Origin of the sequence: Paenibacillus pabuli (assembly GCF_039831995.1) — a bacterium.
Classification (GTDB): domain Bacteria; phylum Bacillota; class Bacilli; order Paenibacillales; family Paenibacillaceae; genus Paenibacillus; species Paenibacillus pabuli_C.
On the sequence record NZ_JBDOIO010000003.1, the window covers coordinates 1505566 to 1531884 of the forward strand.

A 26319-nucleotide genomic window follows, 5' to 3' on the forward strand; every position below is an offset into this window, starting at 1 on the left:
TTTTGTGCATAAATCGACATTTTTTATCCCCTCATTCAACGAAACGGAGGTTGTCTTTCATGATCATCGTTGCGAATCAACCGTTTGATTTGGTACCAACCCAATGGTCTGCTTTTGAATGGCACTGGTTGCAGCAGCTTCAGAACAGACCGACTATATATTCCTATCAGACTCTGGATCATCTTCAATTCGAATGGAAACTTCGGGCCTCTCTGGTCCATGCAGCTGAGGGATTGGATGCGAGCGGGGTCAGCTTTGCTTCATTTGAGAAATCCAGATGTAACCCCGCCTACTGGAATCTCAACAAGGAGGGAGGGTTTGAACTTAAGCCGAATGTCACTCCGGCCGAGGGTATTCGGGACATTTGGAGGAATGGTTCCCTGTATGCATTTGAATGCGCAACCGCAACTGTGATTGTGCTGTACGGTGGCGTGCTTGGGAGTATTCGTGAAGAGGCATTTAATTCGCTCTTTCGGAACTTGCTGCTCTTCGATTGGCACTATGACAGCGATCTCCGCTTAACTGAGAAGAACGGCAGCCATACGGCACTTCCCGGAGATGTACTCTATTTCAAAAACCCGGATGTCTCTTCCGAAACGCCAGAGTGGCAAGGGGAAAATACGATCATGCTGCGTGAAGATCTGTATTATGGTCATGGCATTGGCATTGCCTCGGGGGGACAGATTATTCGCACATTGAATCAATTCCGTACTCCCGGAAGCAAAGTTTCAGCTTACTTAATGGATAACGTGATTTATCCCGATTTTTATTATCTATCCCGTTTCGCCGAAAATAGTGATATGAATGCACCTGCAGGAACTACACCTGTATTACCCGGACAATTATATGTACGGATTGGTGGCAGCCGGTATCTGCGAACATGAAGCTGGACTTAGGATGATCGAGATACAGAGGAAAGATAAAATGTGTGACCGTGATATATGGAAGCCCAATGAAAAAGCAGTGGATCTGTTTTTTCATTGGGCTTTTTTTAGCGGAAACACGGGTAACCTTCCACGCGGGCCATTCTTCTGCACGAACAGGCACGAATTAACCTGTTATGCGTTTGGGTCCAGCTGGACAACAACCTGCTTGCCACTTACCTGTACACCTGTTGTTTTACTGCCGTATTCAGCCAGAGACTTGCTTAGCTGCTCGGCCCACTCCTTACCTGCGGCGCCTTCTTTGCTTCCGTGAACCTGTATGACCAGCTTAACCGAGTCACCTTTTTTCAAGATACGTTCCGCCTGAGCTTGTTTCGTATCCCGGTCATGGTCTTCCATCTGCAAGTTGAGACGAATCTCCTTAACCTTGCGTTTGTCCGCCGATTTACCGGATTTTTTCTTCTCCTGTTGAGCTTCCTGTATGGCTGCTCCGGCACGGATGAGTTTGCAGGGCGGCGGGCTTGTCATCAGGGACAGGCATACCAGATCCACTTTATGCTGCTTGGCAAGTGCCAAAGCTTCTTTTGTGGACATAATACCGAGATCTTCGCCGTTTAGTCCGGTCAGTTCAATCTCGGATGCTTTGATCTTTTCGTTCATAATCATGGTGTATCCTCCTTTACAACAAAAGCCTGTCCTGACCTATGACAGATCAGAGCAGGCTTGGATTAGTCTAACGCTATGTTCGTGTTCGATGGTTCAATTACAGGTTATTGAATGCTTCCGTCAGAACAGGGACAATTTGTGATTTGCGAGACACAACGCCTTTCAGCAGTGCTTTACTATTGGAAAGTGTCACATTGTAAGCTTGTTCAACCGCTTTAGTAGACTCACCGTAAGCCAGTGCAACGGAATCGTTGTTCAGGATGTCCGTTACGACGAATAGGAACAGATCCAGACCTTTACTTGAAATTATCGCTTCGATAGCTGCTTCAAGTTCAGGTTGTTTCACAAGCACATCGTTAACGTCAACGGCGTTCACTTGTGCAATTTCCACTTTGGCTTGTCCCATGACAAATTCTTTTGCATCCAGGGAGATCAGTTCTGCGATTGTTTTTTGGCTCAGATCCGCGCCAGCTTTCAGCATATCCAAGCCGTAGCTGTCAGCATCCACACCCGCAATAGCAGCCAGCTCCCGTGCTGCTGCTACATCCTGCTCCGTGCAAGTTGGGGATTTGAACAACAAGGAATCCGAGATGATCGCGGACAACATTAGTCCTGCAATCGGTGCGCTAATTTCAACGCCGTTTTCTTTGTACAATTTATTCAAAATGGTTGCTGTGCAACCTACTGGTTCTGCACGGAAATACAGAGGCTGGCTTGTTTCGAAATTAGCGATACGGTGGTGGTCAATAACTTCAGCCACGGTCACTTCCTCAATATCACTTACACTTTGCTGACGCTCGTTGTGATCGACCAGAATAACCTTGTTTACTTCGTTCGCAGCCGTTTTGATCAGACGTGGTGCTTCCACTTTGAAATGATCCAGTGCAAACTGGGTTTCGCCGTTCACTTCACCAAGACGCACAGCTTCAACGTCCTGTCCCAGTTTTGTTTTGAGATCTGCATAAGCAATTGCAGAACATATGGTATCCGTGTCGGGATTTTTGTGACCGAAGATTAACGCTTTTTCCATATTCATAGCCCTCCGTCAATTCTGATTTAGAATAATAATGTCATATTTCAATTCATACCCTTACTGATTATAGCGTCAGTAAGACTTAATTCCAATCCCTTTACAGCGAATTGATTGAAAATCGTTCTCAGGGTTCCCCTCTTCACGGGACATGGGGGAAATCCTGCGTTCTATTTGGAAGCCACTTGAGCCACGTTCGCAATCAGGTGACTCTCCAGCTTCTCCCCTTCACAAAGTGCCTGTACCAATGCCCGGCCGGATTCCGGAGTCATTTTGCCATACCAGTCTCCCTGCGGATACACGATCGTCACACAAGCATCGTCACACCGCCCATTACAGCGTGTTCGTGTCGTGTGAATAAATCCACCGGCCTGCTGCTTAAGAATCTCATCCCGTACAGCCTGAGTGACTTCCTCGCCTTCGTTCCGCATGCAAGTACCGCCGTTGCAGAGCAGGATGTGATGCTGAAGTTGATCCAAATTATAAATAGCCAAAACTCGGTTCATTCCCCTCGACTTCTATGGTATGTATTGATAATCAAGTAACCTTTATAAAAATATAAAGTAGCATAGAGAACCTGGATACGCAATGCAAATTTTAATCGGCCGAGCCCTCTCCAGTCTCTCCCTTTTTTACATGGAACTTCTGTAAACTGCCATCCTCACCGATCTCAAGCAGGTTCAATTGTGCACCATATGCACATCCACCGTCTATACCAATCTTGTCTCCGCTTGGGTCAAACCAGATATCAGCATGATCATGCAGGTGCTTCACAGGTGTGTGTCCGAATACCACCGTACCCGGGATTGAAGTGGGCCTGGTATAAAATGCCTCCCGAATCCAGATAAAATCCCGTTCAGGCTGGCCTCGCCAATCCTCCACGTCCGGATTGATTCCTGCATGCACAAAAATATAACCGGGTACTTCATAAACAAGGGGAAGTTCACTCAGAAAACGGAGATGATGCTCGTACCTGCTGCGAATCCATTGCTTGGCTTCCGTATAGGCAGACCAATCGATCTGTTCTTCATCAAAATGGATTTCCACATAACTGCCCAGAGTCTGCAATCCGCCATTGCGAATCCAGTGCCTGTCATACTCTTCCACATCATTCATCAGGGCTTTGACCATCATCGCATCATGATTGCCCTTGATGACCACAACACCGTGCTTCTCTCTTAGCTGCATAATCTGTTCAACCACCTGCCGGCTTTTCGGTCCCCGGTCCACATAATCTCCAAGGAGAATCAGTTCATCTTGATTGAGATCAACATTCACTTGACGAAGCAGCGCATTGAATTCATCATAACAGCCATGAATATCACTGATGATACATCTGCGAATGTGAATTCCTCCTTTCTACTTACACAAGAATGCATTGGAAGCCCCGCATAGCGGGACCCCAACCCGTTAGAATATACATTCCCGTTCAACCGACTCTAATCCTTCTTGAGACCAAAAGCTTCAGCAATCAGGCTAAAAGAGCGCAGACGTGCTTCAAACGAATGAATGGCTGATGCAATAATGACTTCGTCCGCTTCGTGGCGTTCTGCCATGGCCGTAATTTTGTCCTTCACTTGATCAGGTGTACCCACAATGGAGAAGGAGCGGCGCTGACGAATCTGTTCCATTTCCATCGCTGTATAAGGGTAATTATGAACTGTTTCCAGCGAAGGAAACGAATTCTGCTCTAATCCTCGGCCCAGACGCAAAAAGAACAGCTCATTACTACGGGCCAGTTCTGCTGCTTCCTCCTCCGTCTCTGCACAGAAGGCCGCTACGGCAATCATGGAATGAGGTTTGTCATTCAGGATCGATGGTTTGAAATGTCTGCGATAGTATTTCATCGCTTCTTCTCCGCCAGGTGTTCCGAAAAACTGTGCAAATGCATATGACGTTCCCTGTGCTGCAGCAATTCGGGCACCTTCCGAACTGGAGCCCAGCAGCCACACTTCAGGCACTGTTGGTACAGACGGTCCAGCTACCAGCGATGCAAAACGGTGATCCTCCGGCAGCTGCTCGTGGAAATAACCACCCAGGTCAGCGATTTGCTGCGGGAAAAATTGTACATGTGAAGCTTTGCCTTCATTCAGTGCCCGGCTCGCAATAGGCATGCCGCCTGGCGCTCTGCCAATGCCGAGATCAATTCGTCCAGGGTGCAATGCCTCCAGCAGACGGAAGTTCTCCGCGACTTTATAGGCGCTGTAATGAGGCAGCATTACGCCACCGGAACCTACCCGTATCCGACCGGTATGAGCTGCGACATGAGCAATCATGACCTCCGGACTGGAGAAGGACAGTGCTCCGCTGCCATGATGCTCAGACATCCAGAACCTGGAGTACCCAAGTTCATCGGCATGCTTCGCTAAAGTCACTGTCTCTTGAAGCGTGTCCTGCACACTTCGCCCTTCATTGATATGTCCATGTTCGAGTACACTAAGTTTCATCTATATTCATTCCTCTCGTCGTTTGCGTTGCTGGCTGTATTTTTCTTTTGCAAAATTTACGCTCAGTTCATTGTAACATTAATAATTACAGTTTCAAAATCCTTTACTCTGCTATCTGGACAGGCGATCGAAAATAGGACCTCTCCACTCCTTTATATACACGGTGCTTTGAACACTGAATAAAAAAATGCCACCAGCATTTGCAGCTGGTGGCATTCTTATCTGAATCAGAGCTTGCCGTTCCAATTATGGTGCTCGTTTGGGCAGCAGCTTCACATACTCGTCAGATAGTCTCATGAGGCTGAGCACATGCTCGTAATCTGAACGATACGGCTCCAGATCGGTAACCGGCTCATAAGTTTTAAGCGAGTACGCTGTTCCGTCATCAAAACCTGCTCCTGGAATAAACATAATCTCATTGTTTACAAACGAGCCTGTCGGCAAGTAATAACGTATACCGAATGCATTGTGGTCCATATTCAGCAGATCATGCCCAAATGCAGTAAACTGTTCATCTTTTAATGAGACACCCATCAGATTCATGACTGTCGGCAAAATATCGAGCTGGCCACCCGGCTGTTCAATCACTTGACCTTTGGCCTGGTTTGGCGTGTGAATCAGGAGCGGGATATTAAAACGGCTCACTTTGCCATCATATGGAACCTTCAGGTTAGCCTGTATCTGTTCCGTAATCTCGCTATTTTCGGGCAAGCCGAAATGATCGCCGTAGATGACGAGTGTCGTATTTTCCCATAACCCGTTCGCTTTCAACTCATCAATAAGCTGACCGACCGCATAATCGGTGTAATTAATGGCTTGCAGATAATCGTGAAGCAATGTGTTTGTAATCGCTGCAGGAATAGTAATGCGCGCGCGATCCACTGGAACCGTGAACGGTGAGTGGCTCGATGCAGTAATGAACTGGGCATAAAACGGCTGGTTTGCCGCCTGATGTGCAGCCATTTTTTCCACACCTACACGATATAACTCCTCATCCGATGGGCCAAAATCGTTAAAGCGGTCATTCTCGAAGCTCGGCTTGTCGAAGTATCGATCAAACCCGAGGGCAGGATACATCTTGTTCCGGTTCCAGAACGACACGTCATTGACGTGAAAAGTCTCCGACTGGTAGCCTTCGTTGCGAAGCAGCTTCGGAAGACTTGGCAGTTCGCGGTCACTATATCCGGCTGACATCGGAACGACTCCTGTTGGATAGATGGATGTATTCGACATGAACTCGGCATCCGAGGTGTTTCCCTGACCGATCTGTTGGAAAAAATGAGAGAAATAATAGCTTTCTTTGGCTAAATCGTTCAGAACCGGTGTCAACACCTGGCCATCCAGGGAAGCGTTAATCGGGAAATTCTGAAAGGATTCCAATTGCAGTACAATCAGATTGCTGCCTTTGGCCTGACCAAAATATTTGGCTTTGATCGCCGATCCCTGGCTTGTTTTATCCTGATATGGATATTTGCTCACCAGTTGATTAATCTTCTCGATCGTTTCATTAATATTACCGTTTGCAATCGCTTCGTTTTCCTTGCTCGTCAGGATGGCCGAGGACACCTGATAATTCAAAAATCCGAGATTCTCAGCTCGCACCAGTTCGTTATCAATAGTTTCGCCTTTGACAATAAAACTGCCTGACAACACGATACAGAATGCTGCCGTGAGAGCTACCCCTAGCTTGCCCCAGTATCTTCTACGCATTTTTCCGAAATGCAAACCGCTATCCCGATAACTTCCGTTCCTTACACCCGAACGTCGACGGCGCATAATGAGCCAAACCGGCAGTGCGAGCACGATGTCAACAAAGAACAAAAAATGGGAAGGCCGGATCAGAGGTCCGATACTGCCACGTACCTGTGCAACCTGACCGATCTCGCTGAGTGCCGTATATGTGGGTACCGAACTGAAATGCACGTTATACAGCGTTGCAGCGAATAGTACGAGGGAAAAGAGCAGGTTAAACCCGCCGTACACGATCCGCTTCCAGCGTTTTGGCACAATGAGATCCAGGATGCACACCACGGTCAGAGCTCCCAGTGCATCAGTCACCAGACCAACTCCGGACAGCCCTTGGAAAAAGAAATACCGCAAAAGCGACAGCTTCAGCAGCATAAGAATAAACAAGACGGCAAACAAAATCCGTGAGGAGGTCCGTTCATTTTTGGAATTTAACATGGTCGCTTTCAACCCTTATCTGAAATTTTTACGTTCATTTTACAAAACGCATATTTCAGTATAACAGTTTTACTATTTGTATTCCATGAACGGACCCGAATTCCTGTAACCAGCATATTGCATCATCCATATGATTCGAGATTTGGACAAACAAGTCTACTACAATTTATAGTTTGCTGGTAGGAAGACGCTTATTGAATTTTGCCAGCTGCCTCCATTTAAGCCGTCGTCGATATATCATTATTCTGTACGTCACTGTTCTGCATCCGTGCAATGAGTACGGCTTGCGCTGCAGCAATTCGGGCCAAAGCCACCTGCTCAGGCGGACAGCTTACGTAATCCATACCCATACGTTGGCTGTAAGTAAAAGTACTCAAGTCAACATGGTCCTCCACGCAGAGACCTACGCTCAGATGGGGTTTACGGAGTCTAGCCTGAACGACAGCGCGTTCCAGCATTTGTTCCCCGCCATCCAGAAGCAGAATCTCTGTTCCAAACGACAGAAAATCAGCCTGCCTGGCTAGATGTGCCACAGTCAGAGCCATTTGAGCCCCTTCGATCATCGAGCCTACCCTGTAATGGCAGTGACGTCTCTCCTCCCCCAGAATCTGTTCAGCCACTTGATCAATCAGTTCTCTGATCATTTGGAGTTCACTACCGGGTCCTCTTGACGTTACAAGAATCTCCGGGCGAACCCATAGTCCATGGCGAATGCTTTTGAGCGCCGCACGAAAGATGGCCTCCACCTGCATTTCATATATTTCCGGGAAAACGGTTCCAAGACGACATCCATACTGCCTGCTGATCGGATGCTGCTCATGCAGCCGCTCGACAAGCTGAATCTTTCGATCGAGCTCCTCCAGATTCACATCATGTCCTCTTGCATGACCTGCCTGTGCCTGTAATACCTCTCGACGTTCCACCAATTCTTCCACATCTGGGAGCAGCTCATAAAAGAGAGGATCGAGAAGTCTTATCGTTACCGGAAATCCGTTCATTTCCTCAAAAATCTGCTGGACATCCGACTGCAGCATGGGCAGCAGACGCTCCAGACCGCGTTTGCGCTCATCGTCGGTTTCCGCCAGCACCATCTTCTGTACATACGGCATCCGTGAGGAAGACAATAACATATGATCGGTTCGGCAAATGCCAATTCCCTCAGCTCCAAGCGTGCGGGCTATGGCCGCATCACGAGGATGACTTGCATTTGCAAGCACCGTTATATTTTTCACATCATCTGCCCATGCAAGCAGCTGCTGAAGTTCAGATGTGGGAGTTACGTTAGAAGACTCGACACGCAGCAGTGCCTCTTCCCTGGTTATCAGACCTTCGTTTGCAAAATCCACGATCGTTCTGAGTTCTGCTTCAGGAGTTAAACGTGCATCCCGGGCTTGTAAAAGGTAAAGCTTTCCCGACTCAATGACAAATTTAATTTCCTGAACAGCCGTATTCACTCTCTCCAGCTCATTGCCCGCTTGCAGCAGCAGGCCATACAACTCTGGTTCCGCATGCCTGATCTGCTCCAGTTCTTCCAGGTCAGACCCGGAGCCTGCAGAGGTCATGTATTCGCCGTAGATTCCTTTGACCCCGGTCATCGGATGACGTGAGTACATTGTACCGCTTCCACAGCGGTCCCCACACTCTCCATTCACCATCACTTGAATCAAAACCGGCATACCATGCACGATCCCAGCGGAGCTCAAGCTCCGGTTTAGCACTCCTCGATCTAGATGAGAAAACGCCTGTATGACCCTGTGCAGTTGAAGCTGTACATCCTGAGGGAACGAGGGCCCCCCCTGTTCTTCAATGACGTCTTTATATTGGGCAATAGCATACTCGAGTCTCGTTTCATCCCAACTCGTAATATCACCCAGGCGTTCATCAAAGACCTTATGCGGGATGCCATGAACCAAGCAGCCATAATTCTGCAGCAGCATCCGGTAACAGTTCAGTGCGTAGGGGCGATTGTTGATGCGCCGGGCCAAGCCTTCTACTGTGACGTCATTAAGACCTACGTTTAGCAGAACCAAGGAGTTTGCATCCTGGGGAAGCACGTCGCTGGATTGCACAGCAAGTAAAAGCGGAGCCTCCGGATCACCAAAGGCTGTGCCCATATACTGTTCCAGCTGGTGAACTGCCCTGCCAAGCTCTTCGGAACCTTCGGCATAGGGTGGTTCAGAGTAGCTAAGGAACTCGTGACAGTATTCCGTTGTAATGGTGAATCCTGCCGGAACAGGCCATCCCGCCTGGCATAACTCCGCAAGCGTGGCTCCTTTACTGCCCAATAGTCCTTTCATCTCTGCCGTGCCTTCTTCCAACAGAACTACTCGTGTCGTCATTACAGCGCTCCCATCTGCCATTCCATGGCTATGCTTAGAGGTATTCGCTTGTGGCGAATCACCCTCTTTTTAATGGTATGATGCAAACGCGCAGTCAAGGACATCTGCATACGCATTTTGTACTCGGAATGTAAACGTTTTTCCAAAGAGTTTTATGGTAATATATAGCTTGACTCACACAAATGAACTTAAGAATAGCGAACCTTATCATCTCAAGTCGGATTATTACGAAAACAGGGGAGTGGGTATCATTGTTTAGCAAAGTTGGTCAAATCATGTTGTATGTTAACGATCAGGACAAGGCCCTGCAATTTTGGACAGAAAAAGCAGGCTTTCACGTGGTCTCCGAAGTCAACGGCGAGGGTATGCGCTGGATTGAAATTGCTCCTGAAGAAGGTGCAGAGACAACCATCATCCTTCACGACAAGGAATTCGTGGCCAAAATGTCCCCTGAGTTAAATCTGGGTACACCTTCGCTCATGTTTTTCACCAAAGATCTCGATCGGCTCTATGCGGACTTGGCCAGCAAGCAGGTTACGCTTGGTGAGCTGGTAACGATTCCGGGCGGAAGAGTCTTCAACTTTGCAGATGATGAAAATAACTACTTCGCTGTGATGGAAAGAGCCTAGATTCATGGCATTCTAAAACTGCGTTCCTCCAACTAAGTGGACGCGCTGATTTCTTTTTGAATTCACACCAAAAAGGCGACTGACAATGAGTCAGCCGCCTTTTTAACTGTAATTCATAAATATGGTCTTTCAATTGATGCAGCTGGGGTACAGGCTGCTCATTTTCCGATCCTCGCGTCTAGGCCAACACGCGCAGGATATCATCAATTTTTTTCCCATGGGAGATAACACCGTAATTCATCCACGCCATAAAGTCCACTTCGTATACACATCCGTTTTTCACCGCGGAAAGCTGCTGCCATTCCCTACTGTCCAGCAACTTCCGTTCATCTCCGATCATTGCAGAATCCAGACAGTCAAACGTAATGAATAAATGGTCGGCTTGCAATTGACCCAGTTGTTCAAGTCCAATACTGACCCGCCGTTTCTGAAGTGCCCACTGCTGCACCAGAGGATGCGGCAATAACCCCAGATCCTGATACATAACAGGTCCTACATAACCCTGCTGTACACCATACAACACCATTTCAGTCGCAGAAATCCGTAAAAAGGCTACCGTCTTTCCTTGCGTGGAACGTTTTAATAAAGACTTGGCCTCACGAGCCTTTTCTTCATAGGAACCTACGACGTCCCTAACCCGATCTCCTTTTCCCAATACATCCGCTGTCGATCTTAATATGGCTCGCCAGTCCTCTCCCCTATGGTTCACATAAAACGTAGGCGCCACCTGTTCGAAACGGTCCAGATTCCACCGCTCATAGCCATCACTCAGCATAATAAAGTCCGGCTTGTGGCTCTCTTGGAACATTGCATCCTGATGAGCCACATCGAATTCAGGAACATCATCCAATCCCAAATAGTGCTGTTTACCCCACGAGTGGTGAGAGAATTGAAGCACTGGTTCCACGCCAAGCGCCAGCACAAAATCCTCCAGATACGGTGCAAATACACGAACGTCCTGACGATAATGACGTCTGTATACACCCGGTGAGATGCCTGCATATTGCTTGAATCGGCGGCTGAAATAATATTCGTTACTGAACCCAACATTCTGGGCGATGTCGTGCAGCCGATCATCTGTGAGCTGCAGCAGTTGTTTGGAACGTTCCAAGCGAATTGAATTCACATAATCCAGAGGAAGCTTGCCGGTCATCTCCTTGAATTGTCGCGTATAGCTGGACCTTGTGAGCTGTATATCCGCAGCCAGATCGTCCACCGTAATGGGTTGGTTGTAATGATCACGGATATAGCGAATGGATTGTTGTAAGCGAGTTCGATGATCCATGGAAGCATTTCTTGAATCATTTTGCAGAAGCAGGGTCCTGAACCATTCCTGGAAACGAAGCTGCCAGTCCCAATGTTTCAACCAATCCTCTGTCGCCTGCTGCTGTAACAGTTGATCCAATATTTCCAGACAGGAGCTCCAAGGGGTGTAGGACAACTCAATAGGTGATAATGATTCCGAAATGACTTGCGTTTGCTGAAAAGTAGGACTTCTCTCTTCGAGTTGAGTGATAGAAGCATTCTTGCTTGTCTCACCAGAGACCAGATTAAGTTTATAATAATGCAGCTTGGATTCTGAACCAGCTCCATATTGCAAAGGTAAGACGGGTAGATCGGAGGGGACAAACAGAATCATCCCTTGGTTTAACTTGAACATGACATCTTGCGCCATCAGCTCTCCCTGTCCTTGGGTCACTACAACGATAGAATGGCTGTCTGACGAGGTGTATTCTACGCGATTGTTAGGTTCAAGGTGAGAGGTTTGAATATATTGAATATGCTGAAGTGAACACAGCCAGGGCATAGGTAGAATTTGTTCTATGGTATGAGGCATCGTCATCGTCCTTAATTGAGAATAGTTATCATTGAGAATAGTCTAAACGAAAAAAGAAAGCTCTTCAACCCTGGTTGAAGAACTTTCTTTTTGTGGAATTACATTATCGCTGTCACTTATGGCGTCATTTTTTCCAGAAGATCATCTATTTTCATTGAGTTTGCTGTGATTGCCCCTGATTGCCAGTGTGATCTCTCCATCATATATACTTTATTGTTTTTGACGGCTGGAAGGGATTTCCACAACTTGCTATCAAGTAGCTTCAAAGCTTCCTTGTTCTCAGGAGATGACCATTCTCCATTGGATGGAAACACAATGATATGGTCCGCATCAAGCTCTGGAATAGCCTCTTCAGAAAGAATTTCCTGATATTCTTCCATCTCGCTGACCAGTGGATGCGGCGTTAAACCAAGCTCCGAATAAATAAATCCGGTAAAACGATTTTTAATACCGAACAATGCCAGTGTATTATCGCTGATATTCAGTCGGACAACCGCTACACTCTCACTGCCGACCGCTTCCTGAAGCTTCGCCTTTGCGTCTGCAATTTTGCCCTCATATGCCGCAACAACTTCTTTCCCTTTGTCCGGTTTACCTACAACCTCGGCAATGGTCGTCAAGATCTGATTGGAATCCTGCAAAATGTCCTCTGGTAGGCGGTACGTGGGTGCCACCTTTGAATACATCTCATATTTCTCCATGTCCGCTCCGCCATCCACTATGATGAGATCCGGATCATATTCCAATAAAGCTTCAATGCTGCCAGTGGTGTCAAATTGAGGCACATCCAGATCCAGATATTCCTGTACGCCCCACATCGGATTATACCATTGTACGACAGGTGTGATATCCAGAGCCTTCAGGTAATCCTCCACATAGATCCCGGCAATACGCTGCGGATGCACCGGAATCGTTACATCTCCGAATTCATCCTGTACCACTCGTGTTTCTGCTTCTTGGTTCGTCTCGGATGAATTGCTGCTGCCAGCAGTTGTGCTCTCCATTCCTGGCGACTGAGCCTGTTCCTCCGCTGCTCCGGAATTCGAACTGCATCCCGCGATAAGTGATACCGTAACCAGAACGGCGATTCCCCAACCTTTGATTCCTTTACTCAAACTTGCCATGCTACTCTCCACCCCTATGTAATCAGCTTTATAAAAGAGAATGAACATCTATAATGATTATCATTCTCAATTAATATCTAAGATGAATTGTACCTTATGGCTTACCGGACTCACAATACACATTTGAATCCATTTTTTTATACAAACGAGAGCTATGGCCATCCTTGCCCCTGCTAGAGCAGAGGCAGTTTTCCGTTATGATAACACTCAAGCAACTGACCTACGAAGGAATTTTGAACCTCACCCTGCATCAGACCTGCCCAATTAACCCCATATCATCACTCACATAACCGGCCAATTCGGGATTTCCTGTATGCTGTAGTGTCTGTTTGAATGTCTGTTCCCTCAATGCACGAAGCACTTCATCTTCAGCTATAGAACCAGCATCTTGTACCCATTTCCCATATGCCCGCATCCACTCATCTGCAAAAGCCGAATCATCACGCTTATCCAGGTAGCTGTCGATATCCAACCCTTGAAACATCTCAGTTGTAATCAGTCTGCCTTCATTGAGTTCGTTAAGGAGCTTCTCCACCTCTCTCCTACTCATCTGGAATCCCTCCATTTTCTGTGACGCTGTACATTTTAGGTATTTCGAATCTGCGTATGGAGCGGTTGGGATCGGCTGTAAAATGGTCCAGTCCCCTCTCCTCATACTCTCGTAGAAGGTGTTCAAGTATGCGGGCTATTAAACCGCAATCCGCCAAAGCATCATGCCTTTGAATGCCATCTGTATTGATGTTATAATGCCGAATCAGATAATCCGTGGATATGACTTCACGCACCTCAGGATGAATATAGGTAAACATCGCTTTGGTATCCAGCACCTTATTGCTGAACATCGACAGTCCAAATTGCTCTCAGTGGCGCTTCAGTATAGGCAGATCATATTCATACCCAGCATGGGTTACGAGAATCTTTTCACCAACAAAGCTGGAAAATAAACGATATGCTTCTGCAAATGCAGGAGCTGTCATCATATCCGCATTCGATATGCCCGTTAACTCCGCTACAGCATCCGGTATCGGTTTGCTTGCACGTGACAGAGTGGAGAAGGTTGAATTGCGAACCTCTCCACGTTTGTATTCCATCGCGCCGAATTGCGTTATGCTCTCTTGATCGGGAAGAATTCCTGTTCCCTCCAGATCAAATATGCAGTACAAATGCTCCTGCAACTTAGGAACATGCAGCTCGTCCACCACGTAACGATCAGGCTTAAACGTGATTTTCATGTGCTCTCTCCCCCTTGCCACAGACGGGTGACTTGTACCAGTTCATGCTCCATATTAAACTCCAGTTTATAGATATCCGGCATCGTCGTGCATTTCCAGAACTCATAACCGTAGGACGTATCATAATGTTGGAAAATAAGGGTCATCACATCTCCATGTGTCCCGATCGCTACTTTTTGTCCCGCGTGTGTGTCCAAAATTCGCTCAATTACGGCTGCCGCTCGTGAACCTGCCTGCTCCCCCGACTCTCCGCCAGGGTATGCGTAGGAAGGCTCAAGGTATAATAGCCGTTTGGCTTCAAGAAAATCGGCATGCTTCACACGTTCATCGGATAATTGGCGTTCCCGCAAGTCTTCCTCCGTCACTATAGCAGCCCTCGATTGATCAGCCAGTTCCTGAATCGTATCTACCGCCCGCCTGTATGGGCTGGAATAATACCATTGAATCTTCTCCTGACTCAGAAGCTCTGCAACTGCTGCCGCATCAAGCCTACCCTGATCCGTAAGTCCCCGCTCTCGTTCCTGCCCTTCCACATAGGCAGATTCCGCATGGCGCACAAAATACAGGGTGGTTCTGACCTCTATACTCATACGTCAGTCGTTCCTTTCTTCTTCTCAATGACAAGAAGACAAGTGCTGTCTGGCAAGGGTACGGGCTGTCCGTCTTCGCTCATGAACATAATGCGTTCCTCAAGTGCCTCGGTATATCCTTCCTGAAGAAAATGCTCCATTCGAATGATCTCCGCCTGCTCGCCGAGCGCTTCACGAATACAGTTCTCGTAAGCCGATGGCGTAAAAATACCGAACTGTTCCTGAATCTCGTGAACGTACGCTTCTTCGCCCCACGTATACGTATACAGGAATTCCATGGCATCATTGATGTTAAGAACAGCCTCATTCTCGGCAACCCGTTCAAACGTAATCTCCCGGCCCTGGAAGTCCTGCGCATATCGTTCCAGCCAGCGCATCCCTTCCGGTTCCAAAAACCGAATCCGCCTTTTCTGCTCCTGTGGTTCGGTCATTATGCCGTCCCTGATTAATATTCTTCCGCCCGGCGACAGTACCTGAAACGAACTCTGAAGTGCTGCAACAACCGTATCCGTGTTAAATCTCCGCCCATCCCGCTCAATATAAGAGTACAATTCATGCAGAATAGAGGAAAAAATTACCGTATCCACCGTGCCTGGCTGCACATATTGATCCAGCATGAGGGCATCTCCCTTCATCACCTGCCAGCGGTGACCTTCTCGCTGCTTCTTACGCTCCAGCGCTTCAATGACGTTGGCAGAGATATCAATGCCAATCGGCTCCACATCCGGCTTCTCCTGCTCAATGAGATCCAGCAGAACTCCGCCGCCTGGGCCGATATCGAGTACACGTTTGCCAACGATGTAGTCGAGCAGCACTTTTTTATAATCCCCCGAGCTGTTCATGTCGGCCAGATACGTTTCTTCGTTGTGAAACCGGTCATACGCATCCCGCCGCAGCCCGAACAAATCGAAGAGCAGCAATACAGCCTTCTCGTATAGCGGTGATTTCTCGGCTTCAATACAGAACGCAATCAGCTTCTCGGCCGCCGGTGAGAATTCAAAAGTCACAAAAACCGTATCCTGCAGTTCACGATGACGTACTACGCGATGGGTCAAATGGGGATAGATGACCGGCTTTCCCTCTTCAACCTGTTTCCATGACCATTGTTCCAGGTACTTTTCAATCATTCGTTTTTTGTAGATGTTCAGTTTCTTGACACCTTTATAGTCGTAATACATCGTATTCATTAACGGTTCGAAACTGATATGACGTACATCGTTTGCATCACTTGCCGTTTGGGCCATGTCCCCACTATGCAGAGCGAGAAGGAACACTTTAACCATCTCCTGCAAAGAAAAATCCTGCAGTGCAGATTCCACATACCACAGAGTACGATGCGACAGCGGGGCCAGCATCTTTTCTACATCAAGCTCTGTTTGCAGCTCAGCATACGCCTCATCCAGAGCCTCGCCTTCACGAATGGACGAGCTTCGGAGCCGGGATAAACGTTCCTTCAGAGGCCAGTCTGCATGATTCGGTTCGCTGATAATCCACCCGACAATTCGCTCTACTTCTGCTTCAACCTGCTGCCATAGCTTCGGGTCAACGCCAGCAATAATGCATTCATTAAGCGCCATCAGGACCCTGTGCAGTTCTTCAGCTGTCAACCAGCCATGAGTTATGAAAGCATGCAGCGGAGCATTCTCGGCAAAAGGAATCTCGCCACGTATGTATTGTCCAATCAGTCCATGCGTCGCAATGAGAGCATAAATCATTTGATGCCTTGGCGTAATCGCTTTTCCCTGAATTGGATTTGTATCGTTTGCCTCAGCCACTGCTTTATCGTCACTGCCCATGTTTCCTGTACTGCGATGAATAACGTACTCCCTGTATAACTGCGCGGAACCCCTATTATGTACAAACAGATTCACCCCTGCGCGCTGCCACGCCTTCCTTTGGTTCAAGGAGCCGGCCTTGGCTGTCTCCGACCAGACCAGTACTTCCTCCACGATCTCTCGAACCCAAAAGGAAACGTTCAGCTGATCCAGGACGTGCAAGCTTCGCTCCACATAGTCCAGAACGGGATTGGTTCCTTCAAGTTCAGCAATGGAATGAATGCGTTCCAGATTAATATGGGGTTGCTCGGCCGCTGCCAGCAGCTGCAGCCATGGTTGCTGCTTAGCCTCTGGGATGCTGCCTGTTCTATAGGAATGTATGGCTTCTAATGCGTGCAGCATGTTGACATTCACCTCGTTATTTTAGTTCAATTCGACTGTCCAGATGATTCAGTCGATCCTGGACAAGTTTCAGCACCTTTTCTGCTTCGTTCCCTGGCAAACTTTCTTCCAGGCGAGCAGCTGCAACGGGCAGAATCCAACTTTCGATCTCCTGCCAGGTTAAGCCTGATAGATGCATATAGTGGTTGATGTACCCTTCTACTATCGTATCGCGAAACCTCTCAAACCCTAGTCGTATTGCAGGATCAGCATCCTCCGGCAGCGAGCCGCTCGTCAATATGACCCAGCTGCGTGCCACATCACCTGCAGGATCGCCCGACATGCCTGTCATCCAATCGATAACATCGCAGGCGTTTTTCATCTCGTTCATCATGACATTATCCGGATGATAATCGCCGTGACAGATCTGTATCCGCTCCGGGAGACGGGTCAGATAATCAAGTATCCGGGTTTTGTCCTCTTCAGACAATAGCTGTGTTCGACGTATCGCGCCTGACAAGACCTGCTTCTGTGAAGGCAGGACTCTCTCATCGTCACTTTGGGCATGAAGCTCCTTATGACTGGCAGCTAATTGATGTACCCGTTCTTGAAGTCTTGGTGGCTGGTGGAACATCAATGAGAACATCGTCTGACCTTCGATTCGTTCAAACACAATCCCCTTGCGATTGCCCTCATCAATAATTTTCCGTGCCTGTGGCACAGGTAACCCCTTGTCATGCAGCAGCTGTGTAATTCTGAATTCATTCTGGATGGCTGCAAGCGGAAAGTCACTTTGGTACAGTTTCAAAATTTGATTGGACGAGTATGCGTAGATGTCCGCAGTTCTACCTTGACCAATAAGCTTCATACTTTAGCCTCCGCTTATTCGAATTCCTTGCCCCTGATTTTGCTAAACACCATGACATCAACCAGTGTACCTGTACTGTCCCGGCGCATACTTCGCAGTATGCCTTCAAGGGTGAAACCTGAACGCTCAGCGACCTTGGCACTGCGTACATTACGAGAATCACAGCGAATTTCCAGTCGGTTAGCGTTCAGATATGTCACTGCAAATTGCTCAATTCCCTGGACAGCTTCCGTCATTAAACCTTCACCTGATCGCGACGATCTGATCCAATAGCCAATCTCGAAGCAGCGTGCATTCCAATCGATACGATGTAGGCCGCTGCTGCCTACAAAATCATGGGTATGCTTATCCCGCAAATGAAGAACCAGATCGGTCCGCTCCAGGAACTGTAATCTCGCTTTGCGAACATGCGCTTCGGATTCTTCAAGCGAAGGTACCTTTTCGGCAAACGGCAGCCATGGACGCAGCTGCTCAACACTTTCGTGAATAGCCTCGTTGACTTCTGCGCCATCTCCCCACTCTGGAGCTCGGATCGTGAGACGAGCTGTGTCGAAGTGCTCGGGAAAGGAGAGCATAATTGGATTTATTGGTTCCATGTTAGACATAGTGTCCTACTCCTCTACCTGGAATATCGAATCCACAATAAGGGGGAGGTTATCCCGTACAGAAACAGCTCCAAAAACCGAACGTGCATGCACACCCTTTTCCTCAAATACATCCATCATTAGATCTGAAAACCCGTTCAACACCTTGTGGTGTTCCTGATAATAAGCCGATGCGTTAACAAAACCCTGAACTTTGACCACACGTTTCACCCGATCCAGTGAACCCAGCACATCCTGGACTACAGCGAGCACCTCAATCCCGGCATTTCGAGCAAATTCGTATCCCTGTTCGGTCGTGAAGTCCTCTCCCAATTTGCCACGCTCCACCGTATCCGGACCTTTCCCTGATACATACATTAACCCATTTACAATAACTGCATTGGCATACTTCGCAGCTGGAGCGCTTGCCTCAGGCAAAATAATCCCCAGTTCACTCAATCTCGCTGCTATCATCGCTTTCCCTCCCGAGAGACAAATGTCAAAACGCGAATCTATCAATATATTACTATTTTGGATAAACATTAATATACGCTCGATCTTAGGCTTAAGCAATGACCCGCTTGGATCATGATGACTATTCCTTTCTGTTTCCATGAAGGTCCCTTATATCTATGTGACTTAATGCTCTAGTCCAGCTTCTTATAGTTTATCAGATCCTTGGATCAACCAAAAATGCTTCTAAGATTCAATTTTGTCATAGGATTAATTATTATATTAATTCTATTTATCTGAAAACGTTATATTGTAATTCCTAACATTCTCTATTACGATAGATAGATACAAACAATCACAGAAATCATCTGTTTACTCAAAGGAGGACGTTATCTTGAATGCACCCTTATTTCGTGATCCCATCTTCGATGGAGCGGCTGATCCGGTCGTTGTATGGAACCGTGCTGAACAGACCTGGTGGATGATCTACACCAACCGCAGAGCTACCGCAGGAGGACCGAAGTTTGCCTGGGTTCATGGCACGGATCTCGGTGTTGCCTCATCGTCCGATGGAGGACAGACGTGGACCTATCGTGGTACGTTAACGGGTTTGGAGCATGAATGGGGTCATAATACGTTCTGGGCGCCGGAAATTTTTTGGCATGATAACACGTATCACATGTATGTCAGTTATATTCAAGGCGTGCCTCATGACTGGCCTGGTCATGACCGTCACATTTTGCATTACACGAGCCCGGATCTACTGACCTGGACATATCATGGCAAACTGGAGCTAAGCTCAGACCGTGTCATTGATGCCTGCATTTATCCGCTGCCGGATGGTCGCTTCCGCATGTGGTACAAGGATGAGACGAATGCTTCACATACTTATGCCGCAGACAGCACGGATCTTTACCATTGGGATGTTATCGGTCCGGTTATTACCGGCCGCGCTCATGAAGGTCCCAACGTTTTTCGCTTTCATAACAGCTACTGGATGATTGTGGATGAATGGAGAGGACAGGCTGTATACCAATCGGATGATCTTGAACACTGGGAATGGAACAGTATGATCCTGGATCAGCCCGGGACACGTGAAGACGATGGTGTAATCGGTTTGCATGCAGATGTTGTGGTTCAGGATGATACAGCCTATATTTTCTACTTTACGCATCCCGATCGCATCGAAGGGGTAGATCATGCGAGTGAGCCTGCGCGTCGTTCCTCGATTCAAGCTGCACGTCTGGAAGTTGTGAATGGGGTTATGGTCTGTAATCGGGATGAAGATTTGCAATTGAAGCTTCGTCCAGAGACAGATGAAATTCATATTTCCGTTTGAACTGCATGAGGTAGAAGATTAGCATTCTCTCGGGACGGTAAAATTAGTGTAGCAAAGACCTGAACAAGTCCCTGCTGTCGCAGGCTTTCTCAGGTCTTTTTGTACATCTGGGCATGGTCCTGTAATCGCTGGATCAATTATGAGGGCCGTGAATTTCCACAACCCTGTCTGTATGTTCGTGGAGACATCTGTACGGTTCGCTTGAACACTTTGCCAAAATGAGAAAAGTTGCTGAAGCCTGCACGCCAGGCGATCTCCGTAATGGAATCCTCACTCTCCCGCAGCAGTCGCTGCGCTTCTTTCACCCGAAGCAAATTCAAATAATCGATGAAGGTAAATCCCGTGGTTTGTTTAAACAATCGACTGAGGTAATGCGGACTGATTCGAAATTCTGCTGCGACTTCGGGCAGCGTCAGTGGGTTTTGATAATTTTCATTGAGGTAACGAACTACGGCTTGCGTCTTGGGATGAAGGACCGGCTCGCTCTCTACAGGATAGACCCTCCCCTGCTCCTGATTGCGATACGCGATCAGCAGCAATTCAATGGAGCGGTGGCGCAGCAGCAGACTGCTTCCAGCCTTAGGCTGAATCATCTCATCAATCATTTCATGAATGATCCGTTCTGCCGTTTCGCTAACAGGTGATGGAAGCCTTAACATCGGAACTTCCCATTCAAATGGCTCCTTTAACCTCTCCATCAACGCAGGGGCAATACTCATCTCTTCAAAAAGCTCCTGCTTCAGATACAGTACAATTCGTTCATGATCAGGCCTTCCACTTTCCAGCGTCTTATGTACTGCATTCCGGTCAACAAATACAAAATCCCCGGCTTTGACATGGTAGGAACGGTCTTTAATAAAATAGATGCGTTCACCCTTCAGAAGATAATAAAGCTCATAATGATCATGGAGATGATCCGCGGTCATGGAATAATAGCCCACCCTGCGATCATATTCAATAGCCAAATATCCGGTGGAATCGTGGTAATCCGCTCGAAACGGCTGTGACATGAAGCAGCCCCCTTTTCAAGGATTATAGCAAAATAAGCGGGGTTTGAAAGCGATTACGCAAAAAATGCGGCGAAAGAAGTATTCCCTTGTTATAGGCTAGAGCTATATTCAAGGAGGCGATAGATATGAGTAGCAAAAAACGCTATGTACTGGTCGGCACCGGTGGCCGTGCAGAATTTTTTTATGGAGCATTAGCGAAAAATTTCCGTGAACAATCTGAGCTCGCAGCTTTTTGTGATATTAATCAAACGCGGATGAATTATGCGAATCAACTGCTGCAAGAACGATATCAATACAATGAGGTTCCTACCTATACAGCAGACCAGTTTGACCAGATGATTGAGAACGAGAAACCCGATGCCGTCATTGTAACCAGCGTTGACCGTACGCATCACAAGTACATTATTCGAGCAATGGAGCTTGGATGTGACGTCGTGACCGAGAAACCCATGACCATCGATGAGCACAAATGCCAGGATATCCTCGATGCTGCCAAACGGACCGGGCGAAATATCCGGGTTACCTTCAACTACCGATATGCTCCCCATCATACCAAGATCCGTGAGCTGATCATGAACGATACCATCGGTAAAGTAACCTCCGTTCATTTCGAGTGGCTGCTCAATACCCGGCATGGTGCAGACTACTTCCGTCGCTGGCACCGCGACAAACGTAACAGCGGTGGTTTACTCGTCCATAAATCCACCCATCATTTTGATCTCGTCAATTTCTGGATCGGCTCCCAGCCCGAAACGGTCTTTGCCTTCGGCGATCTCATGTATTATGGGCGTGAGAATGCCGAAGAACGCGGCGTTACCCAATTTTACAGCCGTGCCACCGGCAACCCGCTTGCTAAGGAAGATCCTTTTGCCCTCCACCTGGATTCGGATGCGCACCTCAAAGCGATGTATCTGGATGCGGAGCCTGAGGACGGCTACCAGCGTGATCAGAGCGTATTCGGAGATGGCATTAACATTGAGGATACGATGGGCGTGCTTGTCCAGTATCAGAACAAAGCCATTTTGACGTATTCCCTTGTTGCCTACCAGCCGTGGGAAGGATACCGTATAGCCATTAACGGCACCAAAGGACGGATCGAGATGTCCATCGTTGAACAGTCTTATGTCAATTCACTCGGGGACAAAAGTCTCGAAGGCGCCCTGATCGGTAAAACGCTTCGTGTGCTGCCCATGTTCGATGCCCCATATGAAGTGCATGTCGAAGAGCAAAAAGGCGGCCATGGCGGAGGCGATCCTGTTCTGCTCAATGATCTGTTCGGCAAGCCTGCGGAAGATCCGTACGCACGTGCTGCCAACCATATTGATGGAGCAAGATCCATCCTGACCGGCATTGCAGCCAACCGTGCGATTTCAACCGGGATGCCTGTCCACATCAAAAGCCTGGTTCAGTTTTAATTTGGTCAAAAGTTGTTTCTGCAACTGTCATGATTCAAGGCTGCGTATTTACGCGGTCTTTTTTCCATTTGCAAACTCTTTTATGAATAAAAACGAAAATTGAATGACCACCAAGTTGAAGGAGGAAATGGATGTTCTTTTCTTTAAAAAGCCGATTAATTGCCTTAATTCTTGTCCTGTTCGTCCTCTCGTTCGGCACGCTCTCCTTCCTGTTGTTTGCGGAATCCCGGGCTGTAATCCGTTCCTATATCGAGTCCTCTGCTCTCGAGAAAATGGAGGAATACGGCTCTTACATCGATATGGTACAAATGCAAATTTATGATGTAGCCTCTCTCGTCTTCAACAGCGATATGGCGAAAAATTGGGATAATGCCATGAGTGACCCACAACTGTCCGAGGGGGAGAAAATGCTGGCTAACCTCGCCATGAGCCGCTTTCTGACGCAGGCCACAAACAGCTATACCAGCATTTCCGATGTGTCCATCTATCGGCGAAACGGGCTTCGGATTGGCGGCGAGAATCAGGTCGTGGGCGATCCTTCATTTTTGCAGGAAACATGGTATACGAACTTCTTCACATCCGGAGACCGGTGGCTGGCGGCACATACCGACGTTCATGAAAGGATCAGGGACCATGGCAACCCGGTGGTCAGCCTGCTTATGCCTCTCGGCACCTTCCATCATGCTACAGCACGGAATGTCATGAAGGTCAATGTAAGCGAGTCCTATTTTCTCGAACCCCTCAGCCGGATTCATCTGGCAAAGAACAGCACCATTTTTCTGCTCAATGAACAAGGTCAGCCCCTCCTCTCCCAACAAGCACACGAGCTTGGGGCCGGAACTCTATCCGACATCGAACATATTCGAAACCGCACACCAAAATCAGGCGTTGAATACCTGACCAATGAAGCGGGCGGACGAGACATGATGGTATACAAAAAACTCGGGCGAACAGGCTGGATGCTGGTAGGTCTGGCACCGGAAAAAGAGATGTATTCCTCTCTGCATAAACTTCAAACGACAACATTTGTGGTGACGATTGCCATAATCCTGCTGTCTCTGTGTGCTGCCGCCTGGCTGTCCTATGGCGTAACGAAGCCCTTAACCCGTCTGGTCCTGGCGATGAGACAGGTGCAGCGGGGTGCGTTTGATCAGGCCGAATCCCTGCTTCCCCCAGACCAGAATGTACAGAGCGAGATTAGTTATGTGATCTCTACCTTTCGTTACATGATCGTCCGGCTGAGACAGCATATCCAAAATGAATTTGAGCTAAAGCTGCTTCGGCAGCAGGCAGAATATAAGGCTCTCCTGATGCAGATCAATCCGCATTTTATGTTCAACACGCTGGAACTGGTCAGCAGTCTCGCGATGCAGCGCCGAACGGACGACACCGTGCAGGTCATCGAGGATCTTGGGAAAATGATGAGGTACTCCATGCATACGAATGACGATCGTGTGTCACTGGCCGAGGAACTTGCCTACGTCCGCCACTACATCTCCATTCTTCAAACCCGCTTCGGTCCGAAACTCGACATTTCTATTGAAGAATCGGACAGGTTGGATCGCCTCGTCATGGTCAAGTTTATTCTGCAGCCGCTGATCGAGAATGCAGTTAAATACGCTTTCCAACACCAAACGACCGCCCAGGTGTGTATTCGAATCTGCAGAAAGGATGAACGCCTGCAGCTCCAAATTAAGGACAATGGTCCAGGCATGCCCCCTGACATTATATCCAGACTTCAGGATCCTGAGACTGCCACATCACCACTTGAACCGATGCTTCGCAATTCAAGCTGGCATATCGGACTTGGCAATGTGGTTGCCCGGTGCCGGCTGCATTACGGTTCCCTCTTTGCCATTCATATTACGAACGGGGATACCCAGGGCACTTGTATTGAACTGGTTCTGCCCGTACAGGAGGAAAATTATGTACAACGTATTGATCGCGGATGATGAGATTGAAGTGCGAGAAGGCCTGAAGCTGAAAGCCGACTGGGATGGAATGGGTTTTGCCATCTCGGGGGAGGCCGCAAACGGAGTGGAAGCCGCTGGGTTGCTCCAATCGGGACACTATGACCTGCTCCTGACAGATATGAATATGCCGGTCATGGATGGGGTGAAGCTGCTCGATATCTGTAGAACCCACAATCCATCCATCGAAATCATTATCATCACGGGATATGAAGATTTCCAGTATGCCAGGGCCGGTGTTCGGAACCATGCCATGGACTATTTGCTCAAGCCGGTAACCCGGGAAGATCTGAGAGCAGCCTTGATCAGAATCAAGGAGGAATTGGATAAGAAACGTAAGGCTCGGGAGGACTCCGAAAGGACCCAATGGCGCCTGTCCCAATACTATCAACAGATGAAAACACACTTCATTCTGGATCTTGTCAAGGGCAGCAAGCTCCCTCCTTCTTCACTTCCTGAACGAATCCGATTGTTCCATCTGGAAGAATGGCAGCATTCCGAGGTCTGCTTCCTGACTGCAGGTCTGCGGGAAATAAACCATATATCTGCTTCCGAGACTCGTGTCCCGGAGGACTTGCACCTCCCGTTCCAGATGGTCTGTCATGAGATTGCTGAATCCTATACGGAAACTGCACTTGTATTTCAGGACACGGCCCATCCTGGAATCATGCATTTCATGATATTGGACGGAGTGCAGCATGAGTTCTCGGAAAGACTGCGTGTACAGATGATGTCCTATCTGACCATGGAAGTGCAGATTGGAATTGGGCTGACGGTGACAGGACTCGAACGATGGAAGGAAGGGTACGTCCATTCTCTTCTGGCATGGAACATGGCCGGACGTCAGGCTGAGCATGCTCAGACTATAGAGGCAACCGATCACAGTCCACTGATTCCCGAGGAGATCAACCGCGCAATGCATCGCTGTCTTACTCGAGGGGAACTGGATTCCTTTCGCAGCATGATTCGAAAAGAACTGGGCGATGCCTTCCGGCGCTCCCCTTCCCGTTTAATTCGCTGTCTTTTACAAATTTCACTGCTGATGGAATCTGCCACCGTGGACTGCATGCGACATGCTCATAGCACCCAATCCCGCTGGATTTCTCCTGAATGGGTACTGTGGCTGGAGACTCCCGAACAAGCAGAACGGCTGCTGATGCAGTGGGCACAAGATTTTGCAAACGGGCAGCAGCCAACCGAGATCGCAGAAGAGACCATGATCGAATCAGCAAAATGCTATATTGAAGAAAACTACATGCAGGAAATAACGCTCACCTCCCTCGCTGAGCAGTTTAATTACCACCCTACCTATTTCTCGGAAATGTTCAAGGAAGGCGCAGGCATCTCCTTTATTCAATATTTGACGGAAACCCGGATGAAACACGCAACACGTTTACTGAAGGAAACGCAATTGAGCGTATGGGATATCACGGAGCTTACAGGCTTCTCTTCCCCGAGCTATTTTAGCGCCCGATTTAAAAAGGTACACCACATGAGTCCTTCCGAGTACCGGGTGCTTCAATCCGAAAAAATCGCTAATGAGAATCCGAAGAAATGAGATT

24 protein-coding genes are annotated in these 26319 nt (G+C 48.0%); 6 read left to right on the forward strand and 18 right to left on the reverse strand.

Features of this window, described 5'->3' with window-relative positions; translation table 11 throughout:
* Positions 1-59: 59 nt before the first annotated feature.
* Positions 60-884 carry a protein-glutamine gamma-glutamyltransferase gene (locus tag ABGV42_RS08655; RefSeq protein ID WP_347381312.1) on the forward strand — a complete coding sequence of 275 codons (825 nt, stop codon included), beginning with the start codon at positions 60-62 and terminating at the stop codon, positions 882-884.
* Between the two features lie 174 nt (positions 885-1058).
* Here the strand turns inward: ABGV42_RS08655 and infC are convergent, their stop codons facing one another.
* From infC to ABGV42_RS08690, 7 genes are all read right to left on the reverse strand, one after another.
* Positions 1059-1550, reverse strand: coding sequence for a translation initiation factor IF-3 (infC, locus tag ABGV42_RS08660; RefSeq protein WP_347381313.1), 492 nt, complete (start codon positions 1548-1550; stop codon positions 1059-1061).
* Between the two features lie 97 nt (positions 1551-1647).
* On the reverse strand, positions 1648-2580 hold the full coding sequence (locus ABGV42_RS08665; protein WP_347381314.1) for a manganese-dependent inorganic pyrophosphatase: 933 nt from the start codon (positions 2578-2580) through the stop codon (positions 1648-1650).
* 170 nt (positions 2581-2750) lie between these two features.
* A complete protein-coding gene (locus tag ABGV42_RS08670) occupies positions 2751-3074 on the reverse strand; it encodes a (2Fe-2S) ferredoxin domain-containing protein (protein WP_347383186.1) in 324 nt (107 codons plus the stop codon).
* Positions 3075-3177: 103 nt separating this feature from the next.
* Entirely contained in the window at positions 3178-3858 is a 681-nt protein-coding gene (locus tag ABGV42_RS08675; RefSeq protein WP_431523605.1) for a metallophosphoesterase family protein, read from the reverse strand.
* A 161-nt stretch (positions 3859-4019) separates the two neighbouring features.
* On the reverse strand, positions 4020-5027 hold the full coding sequence (locus tag ABGV42_RS08680; protein ID WP_347381315.1) for an LLM class flavin-dependent oxidoreductase: 1008 nt from the start codon (positions 5025-5027) through the stop codon (positions 4020-4022).
* A 246-nt stretch (positions 5028-5273) separates the two neighbouring features.
* Entirely contained in the window at positions 5274-7211 is a 1938-nt protein-coding gene (locus ABGV42_RS08685; RefSeq protein WP_347381316.1) for an LTA synthase family protein, read from the reverse strand.
* A gap of 218 nt (positions 7212-7429) precedes the next feature.
* Complete coding sequence (locus ABGV42_RS08690; RefSeq protein ID WP_347381317.1) at positions 7430-9550, reverse strand: putative PEP-binding protein; 2121 nt, start codon at positions 9548-9550, stop codon at positions 7430-7432.
* 251 nt (positions 9551-9801) lie between these two features.
* Here ABGV42_RS08690 and ABGV42_RS08695 point away from each other — a divergent pair, with 251 nt between their 5' ends.
* Positions 9802-10179 (forward strand): VOC family protein, encoded by a 378-nt coding sequence (locus ABGV42_RS08695; protein WP_347381318.1) that lies wholly within the window; start codon positions 9802-9804, stop codon positions 10177-10179.
* A 178-nt stretch (positions 10180-10357) separates the two neighbouring features.
* Here the strand turns inward: ABGV42_RS08695 and ABGV42_RS08700 are convergent, their stop codons facing one another.
* From ABGV42_RS08700 to ABGV42_RS08745, 10 genes are all read right to left on the reverse strand, one after another.
* On the reverse strand, positions 10358-12016 hold the full coding sequence (locus ABGV42_RS08700) for a helix-turn-helix domain-containing protein (protein ID WP_347381319.1): 1659 nt from the start codon (positions 12014-12016) through the stop codon (positions 10358-10360).
* A gap of 116 nt (positions 12017-12132) precedes the next feature.
* A complete protein-coding gene (locus ABGV42_RS08705; protein ID WP_347381320.1) occupies positions 12133-13140 on the reverse strand; it encodes an ABC transporter substrate-binding protein in 1008 nt (335 codons plus the stop codon).
* 250 nt (positions 13141-13390) lie between these two features.
* Positions 13391-13690, reverse strand: coding sequence for a hypothetical protein (locus ABGV42_RS08710; protein ID WP_347381321.1), 300 nt, complete (start codon positions 13688-13690; stop codon positions 13391-13393).
* Positions 13683-13982: a hypothetical protein gene (locus ABGV42_RS08715; RefSeq protein ID WP_347381322.1), complete on the reverse strand. Its 300-nt coding sequence runs from the start codon at positions 13980-13982 to the stop codon at positions 13683-13685. Before ABGV42_RS08715 ends, ABGV42_RS08710 begins: the two co-directional genes overlap by 8 nt.
* An 18-nt stretch (positions 13983-14000) precedes the next feature.
* Positions 14001-14372, reverse strand: coding sequence for a 3'-5' exonuclease (locus tag ABGV42_RS08720; protein WP_347381323.1), 372 nt, complete (start codon positions 14370-14372; stop codon positions 14001-14003).
* Complete coding sequence (locus tag ABGV42_RS08725; protein WP_347381324.1) at positions 14369-14962, reverse strand: histidine phosphatase family protein; 594 nt, start codon at positions 14960-14962, stop codon at positions 14369-14371. Before ABGV42_RS08725 ends, ABGV42_RS08720 begins: the two co-directional genes overlap by 4 nt.
* On the reverse strand, positions 14959-17139 hold the full coding sequence (locus ABGV42_RS08730) for a class I SAM-dependent methyltransferase (RefSeq protein WP_347381325.1): 2181 nt from the start codon (positions 17137-17139) through the stop codon (positions 14959-14961). The genes ABGV42_RS08725 and ABGV42_RS08730 overlap by 4 nt, the downstream gene beginning before the upstream one ends.
* 16 nt (positions 17140-17155) lie before the next feature.
* Positions 17156-17986, reverse strand: coding sequence for an aminoglycoside phosphotransferase family protein (locus ABGV42_RS08735; protein ID WP_347381326.1), 831 nt, complete (start codon positions 17984-17986; stop codon positions 17156-17158).
* A gap of 14 nt (positions 17987-18000) precedes the next feature.
* Complete coding sequence (locus ABGV42_RS08740) at positions 18001-18591, reverse strand: GNAT family N-acetyltransferase (RefSeq protein ID WP_347381327.1); 591 nt, start codon at positions 18589-18591, stop codon at positions 18001-18003.
* A gap of 6 nt (positions 18592-18597) precedes the next feature.
* Positions 18598-19044: a RidA family protein gene (locus ABGV42_RS08745; RefSeq protein ID WP_347381328.1), complete on the reverse strand. Its 447-nt coding sequence runs from the start codon at positions 19042-19044 to the stop codon at positions 18598-18600.
* Positions 19045-19417: 373 nt separating this feature from the next.
* On the opposite strand from ABGV42_RS08745, the gene ABGV42_RS08750 reads away from it, so the two are divergent.
* Positions 19418-20362, forward strand: a complete 945-nt coding sequence (locus tag ABGV42_RS08750; RefSeq protein WP_347381329.1) for a glycosyl hydrolase — start codon at positions 19418-19420, stop codon at positions 20360-20362.
* Positions 20363-20499: 137 nt separating this feature from the next.
* Here ABGV42_RS08750 and ABGV42_RS08755 read toward each other — a convergent pair whose 3' ends face one another.
* Positions 20500-21372, reverse strand: coding sequence for an AraC family transcriptional regulator (locus ABGV42_RS08755; RefSeq protein ID WP_347381330.1), 873 nt, complete (start codon positions 21370-21372; stop codon positions 20500-20502).
* Positions 21373-21497: 125 nt separating this feature from the next.
* Between ABGV42_RS08755 and ABGV42_RS08760 the strand changes: the two genes are divergently transcribed.
* The 3 genes from ABGV42_RS08760 to ABGV42_RS08770 all read left to right on the forward strand — a co-directional run bounded on the left by ABGV42_RS08760 (position 21498) and on the right by ABGV42_RS08770 (position 26315).
* Positions 21498-22787: a Gfo/Idh/MocA family oxidoreductase gene (locus ABGV42_RS08760; protein ID WP_347381331.1), complete on the forward strand. Its 1290-nt coding sequence runs from the start codon at positions 21498-21500 to the stop codon at positions 22785-22787.
* 131 nt (positions 22788-22918) lie between these two features.
* The gene (locus ABGV42_RS08765) at positions 22919-24739 is read left to right on the forward strand and encodes a cache domain-containing sensor histidine kinase (protein WP_347381332.1); all 1821 of its coding nucleotides are present in this window, start codon (positions 22919-22921) and stop codon (positions 24737-24739) included.
* Positions 24714-26315 carry a response regulator gene (locus ABGV42_RS08770; protein WP_347381333.1) on the forward strand — a complete coding sequence of 534 codons (1602 nt, stop codon included), beginning with the start codon at positions 24714-24716 and terminating at the stop codon, positions 26313-26315. The genes ABGV42_RS08765 and ABGV42_RS08770 overlap by 26 nt, the downstream gene beginning before the upstream one ends.
* Positions 26316-26319 lie beyond the last annotated feature (4 nt).

What these genes read in the sequence shown, in the direction of transcription:
- ABGV42_RS08655 (WP_347381312.1), top strand. Translation starts at nt 60, where the DNA reads ATGATCATCGTTGCGAATCAACCGTTTGATTTGGTACCAACCCAATGG.
- ABGV42_RS08710 (WP_347381321.1), bottom strand. Translation starts at nt 13,690, where the DNA reads ATGAGTAGGAGAGAGGTGGAGAAGCTCCTTAACGAACTCAATGAAGGC.
- ABGV42_RS08755 (WP_347381330.1), bottom strand. Translation starts at nt 21,372, where the DNA reads ATGTCACAGCCGTTTCGAGCGGATTACCACGATTCCACCGGATATTTG.
- ABGV42_RS08720 (WP_347381323.1), bottom strand. Translation starts at nt 14,372, where the DNA reads ATGAAAATCACGTTTAAGCCTGATCGTTACGTGGTGGACGAGCTGCAT.
- ABGV42_RS08705 (WP_347381320.1), bottom strand. Translation starts at nt 13,140, where the DNA reads ATGGCAAGTTTGAGTAAAGGAATCAAAGGTTGGGGAATCGCCGTTCTG.
- ABGV42_RS08765 (WP_347381332.1), top strand. Translation starts at nt 22,919, where the DNA reads ATGTTCTTTTCTTTAAAAAGCCGATTAATTGCCTTAATTCTTGTCCTG.
- ABGV42_RS08730 (WP_347381325.1), bottom strand. Translation starts at nt 17,139, where the DNA reads ATGCTGCACGCATTAGAAGCCATACATTCCTATAGAACAGGCAGCATC.
- ABGV42_RS08700 (WP_347381319.1), bottom strand. Translation starts at nt 12,016, where the DNA reads ATGCCTCATACCATAGAACAAATTCTACCTATGCCCTGGCTGTGTTCA.
- ABGV42_RS08665 (WP_347381314.1), bottom strand. Translation starts at nt 2,580, where the DNA reads ATGGAAAAAGCGTTAATCTTCGGTCACAAAAATCCCGACACGGATACC.
- ABGV42_RS08725 (WP_347381324.1), bottom strand. Translation starts at nt 14,962, where the DNA reads ATGAGTATAGAGGTCAGAACCACCCTGTATTTTGTGCGCCATGCGGAA.
- ABGV42_RS08740 (WP_347381327.1), bottom strand. Translation starts at nt 18,591, where the DNA reads ATGTCTAACATGGAACCAATAAATCCAATTATGCTCTCCTTTCCCGAG.
- ABGV42_RS08745 (WP_347381328.1), bottom strand. Translation starts at nt 19,044, where the DNA reads ATGATAGCAGCGAGATTGAGTGAACTGGGGATTATTTTGCCTGAGGCA.
- ABGV42_RS08685 (WP_347381316.1), bottom strand. Translation starts at nt 7,211, where the DNA reads ATGTTAAATTCCAAAAATGAACGGACCTCCTCACGGATTTTGTTTGCC.
- ABGV42_RS08690 (WP_347381317.1), bottom strand. Translation starts at nt 9,550, where the DNA reads ATGACGACACGAGTAGTTCTGTTGGAAGAAGGCACGGCAGAGATGAAA.
- ABGV42_RS08680 (WP_347381315.1), bottom strand. Translation starts at nt 5,027, where the DNA reads ATGAAACTTAGTGTACTCGAACATGGACATATCAATGAAGGGCGAAGT.
- ABGV42_RS08770 (WP_347381333.1), top strand. Translation starts at nt 24,714, where the DNA reads ATGTACAACGTATTGATCGCGGATGATGAGATTGAAGTGCGAGAAGGC.
- ABGV42_RS08715 (WP_347381322.1), bottom strand. Translation starts at nt 13,982, where the DNA reads ATGTTCAGCAATAAGGTGCTGGATACCAAAGCGATGTTTACCTATATT.
- ABGV42_RS08760 (WP_347381331.1), top strand. Translation starts at nt 21,498, where the DNA reads ATGAGTAGCAAAAAACGCTATGTACTGGTCGGCACCGGTGGCCGTGCA.
- infC (WP_347381313.1), bottom strand. Translation starts at nt 1,550, where the DNA reads ATGATTATGAACGAAAAGATCAAAGCATCCGAGATTGAACTGACCGGA.
- ABGV42_RS08735 (WP_347381326.1), bottom strand. Translation starts at nt 17,986, where the DNA reads ATGAAGCTTATTGGTCAAGGTAGAACTGCGGACATCTACGCATACTCG.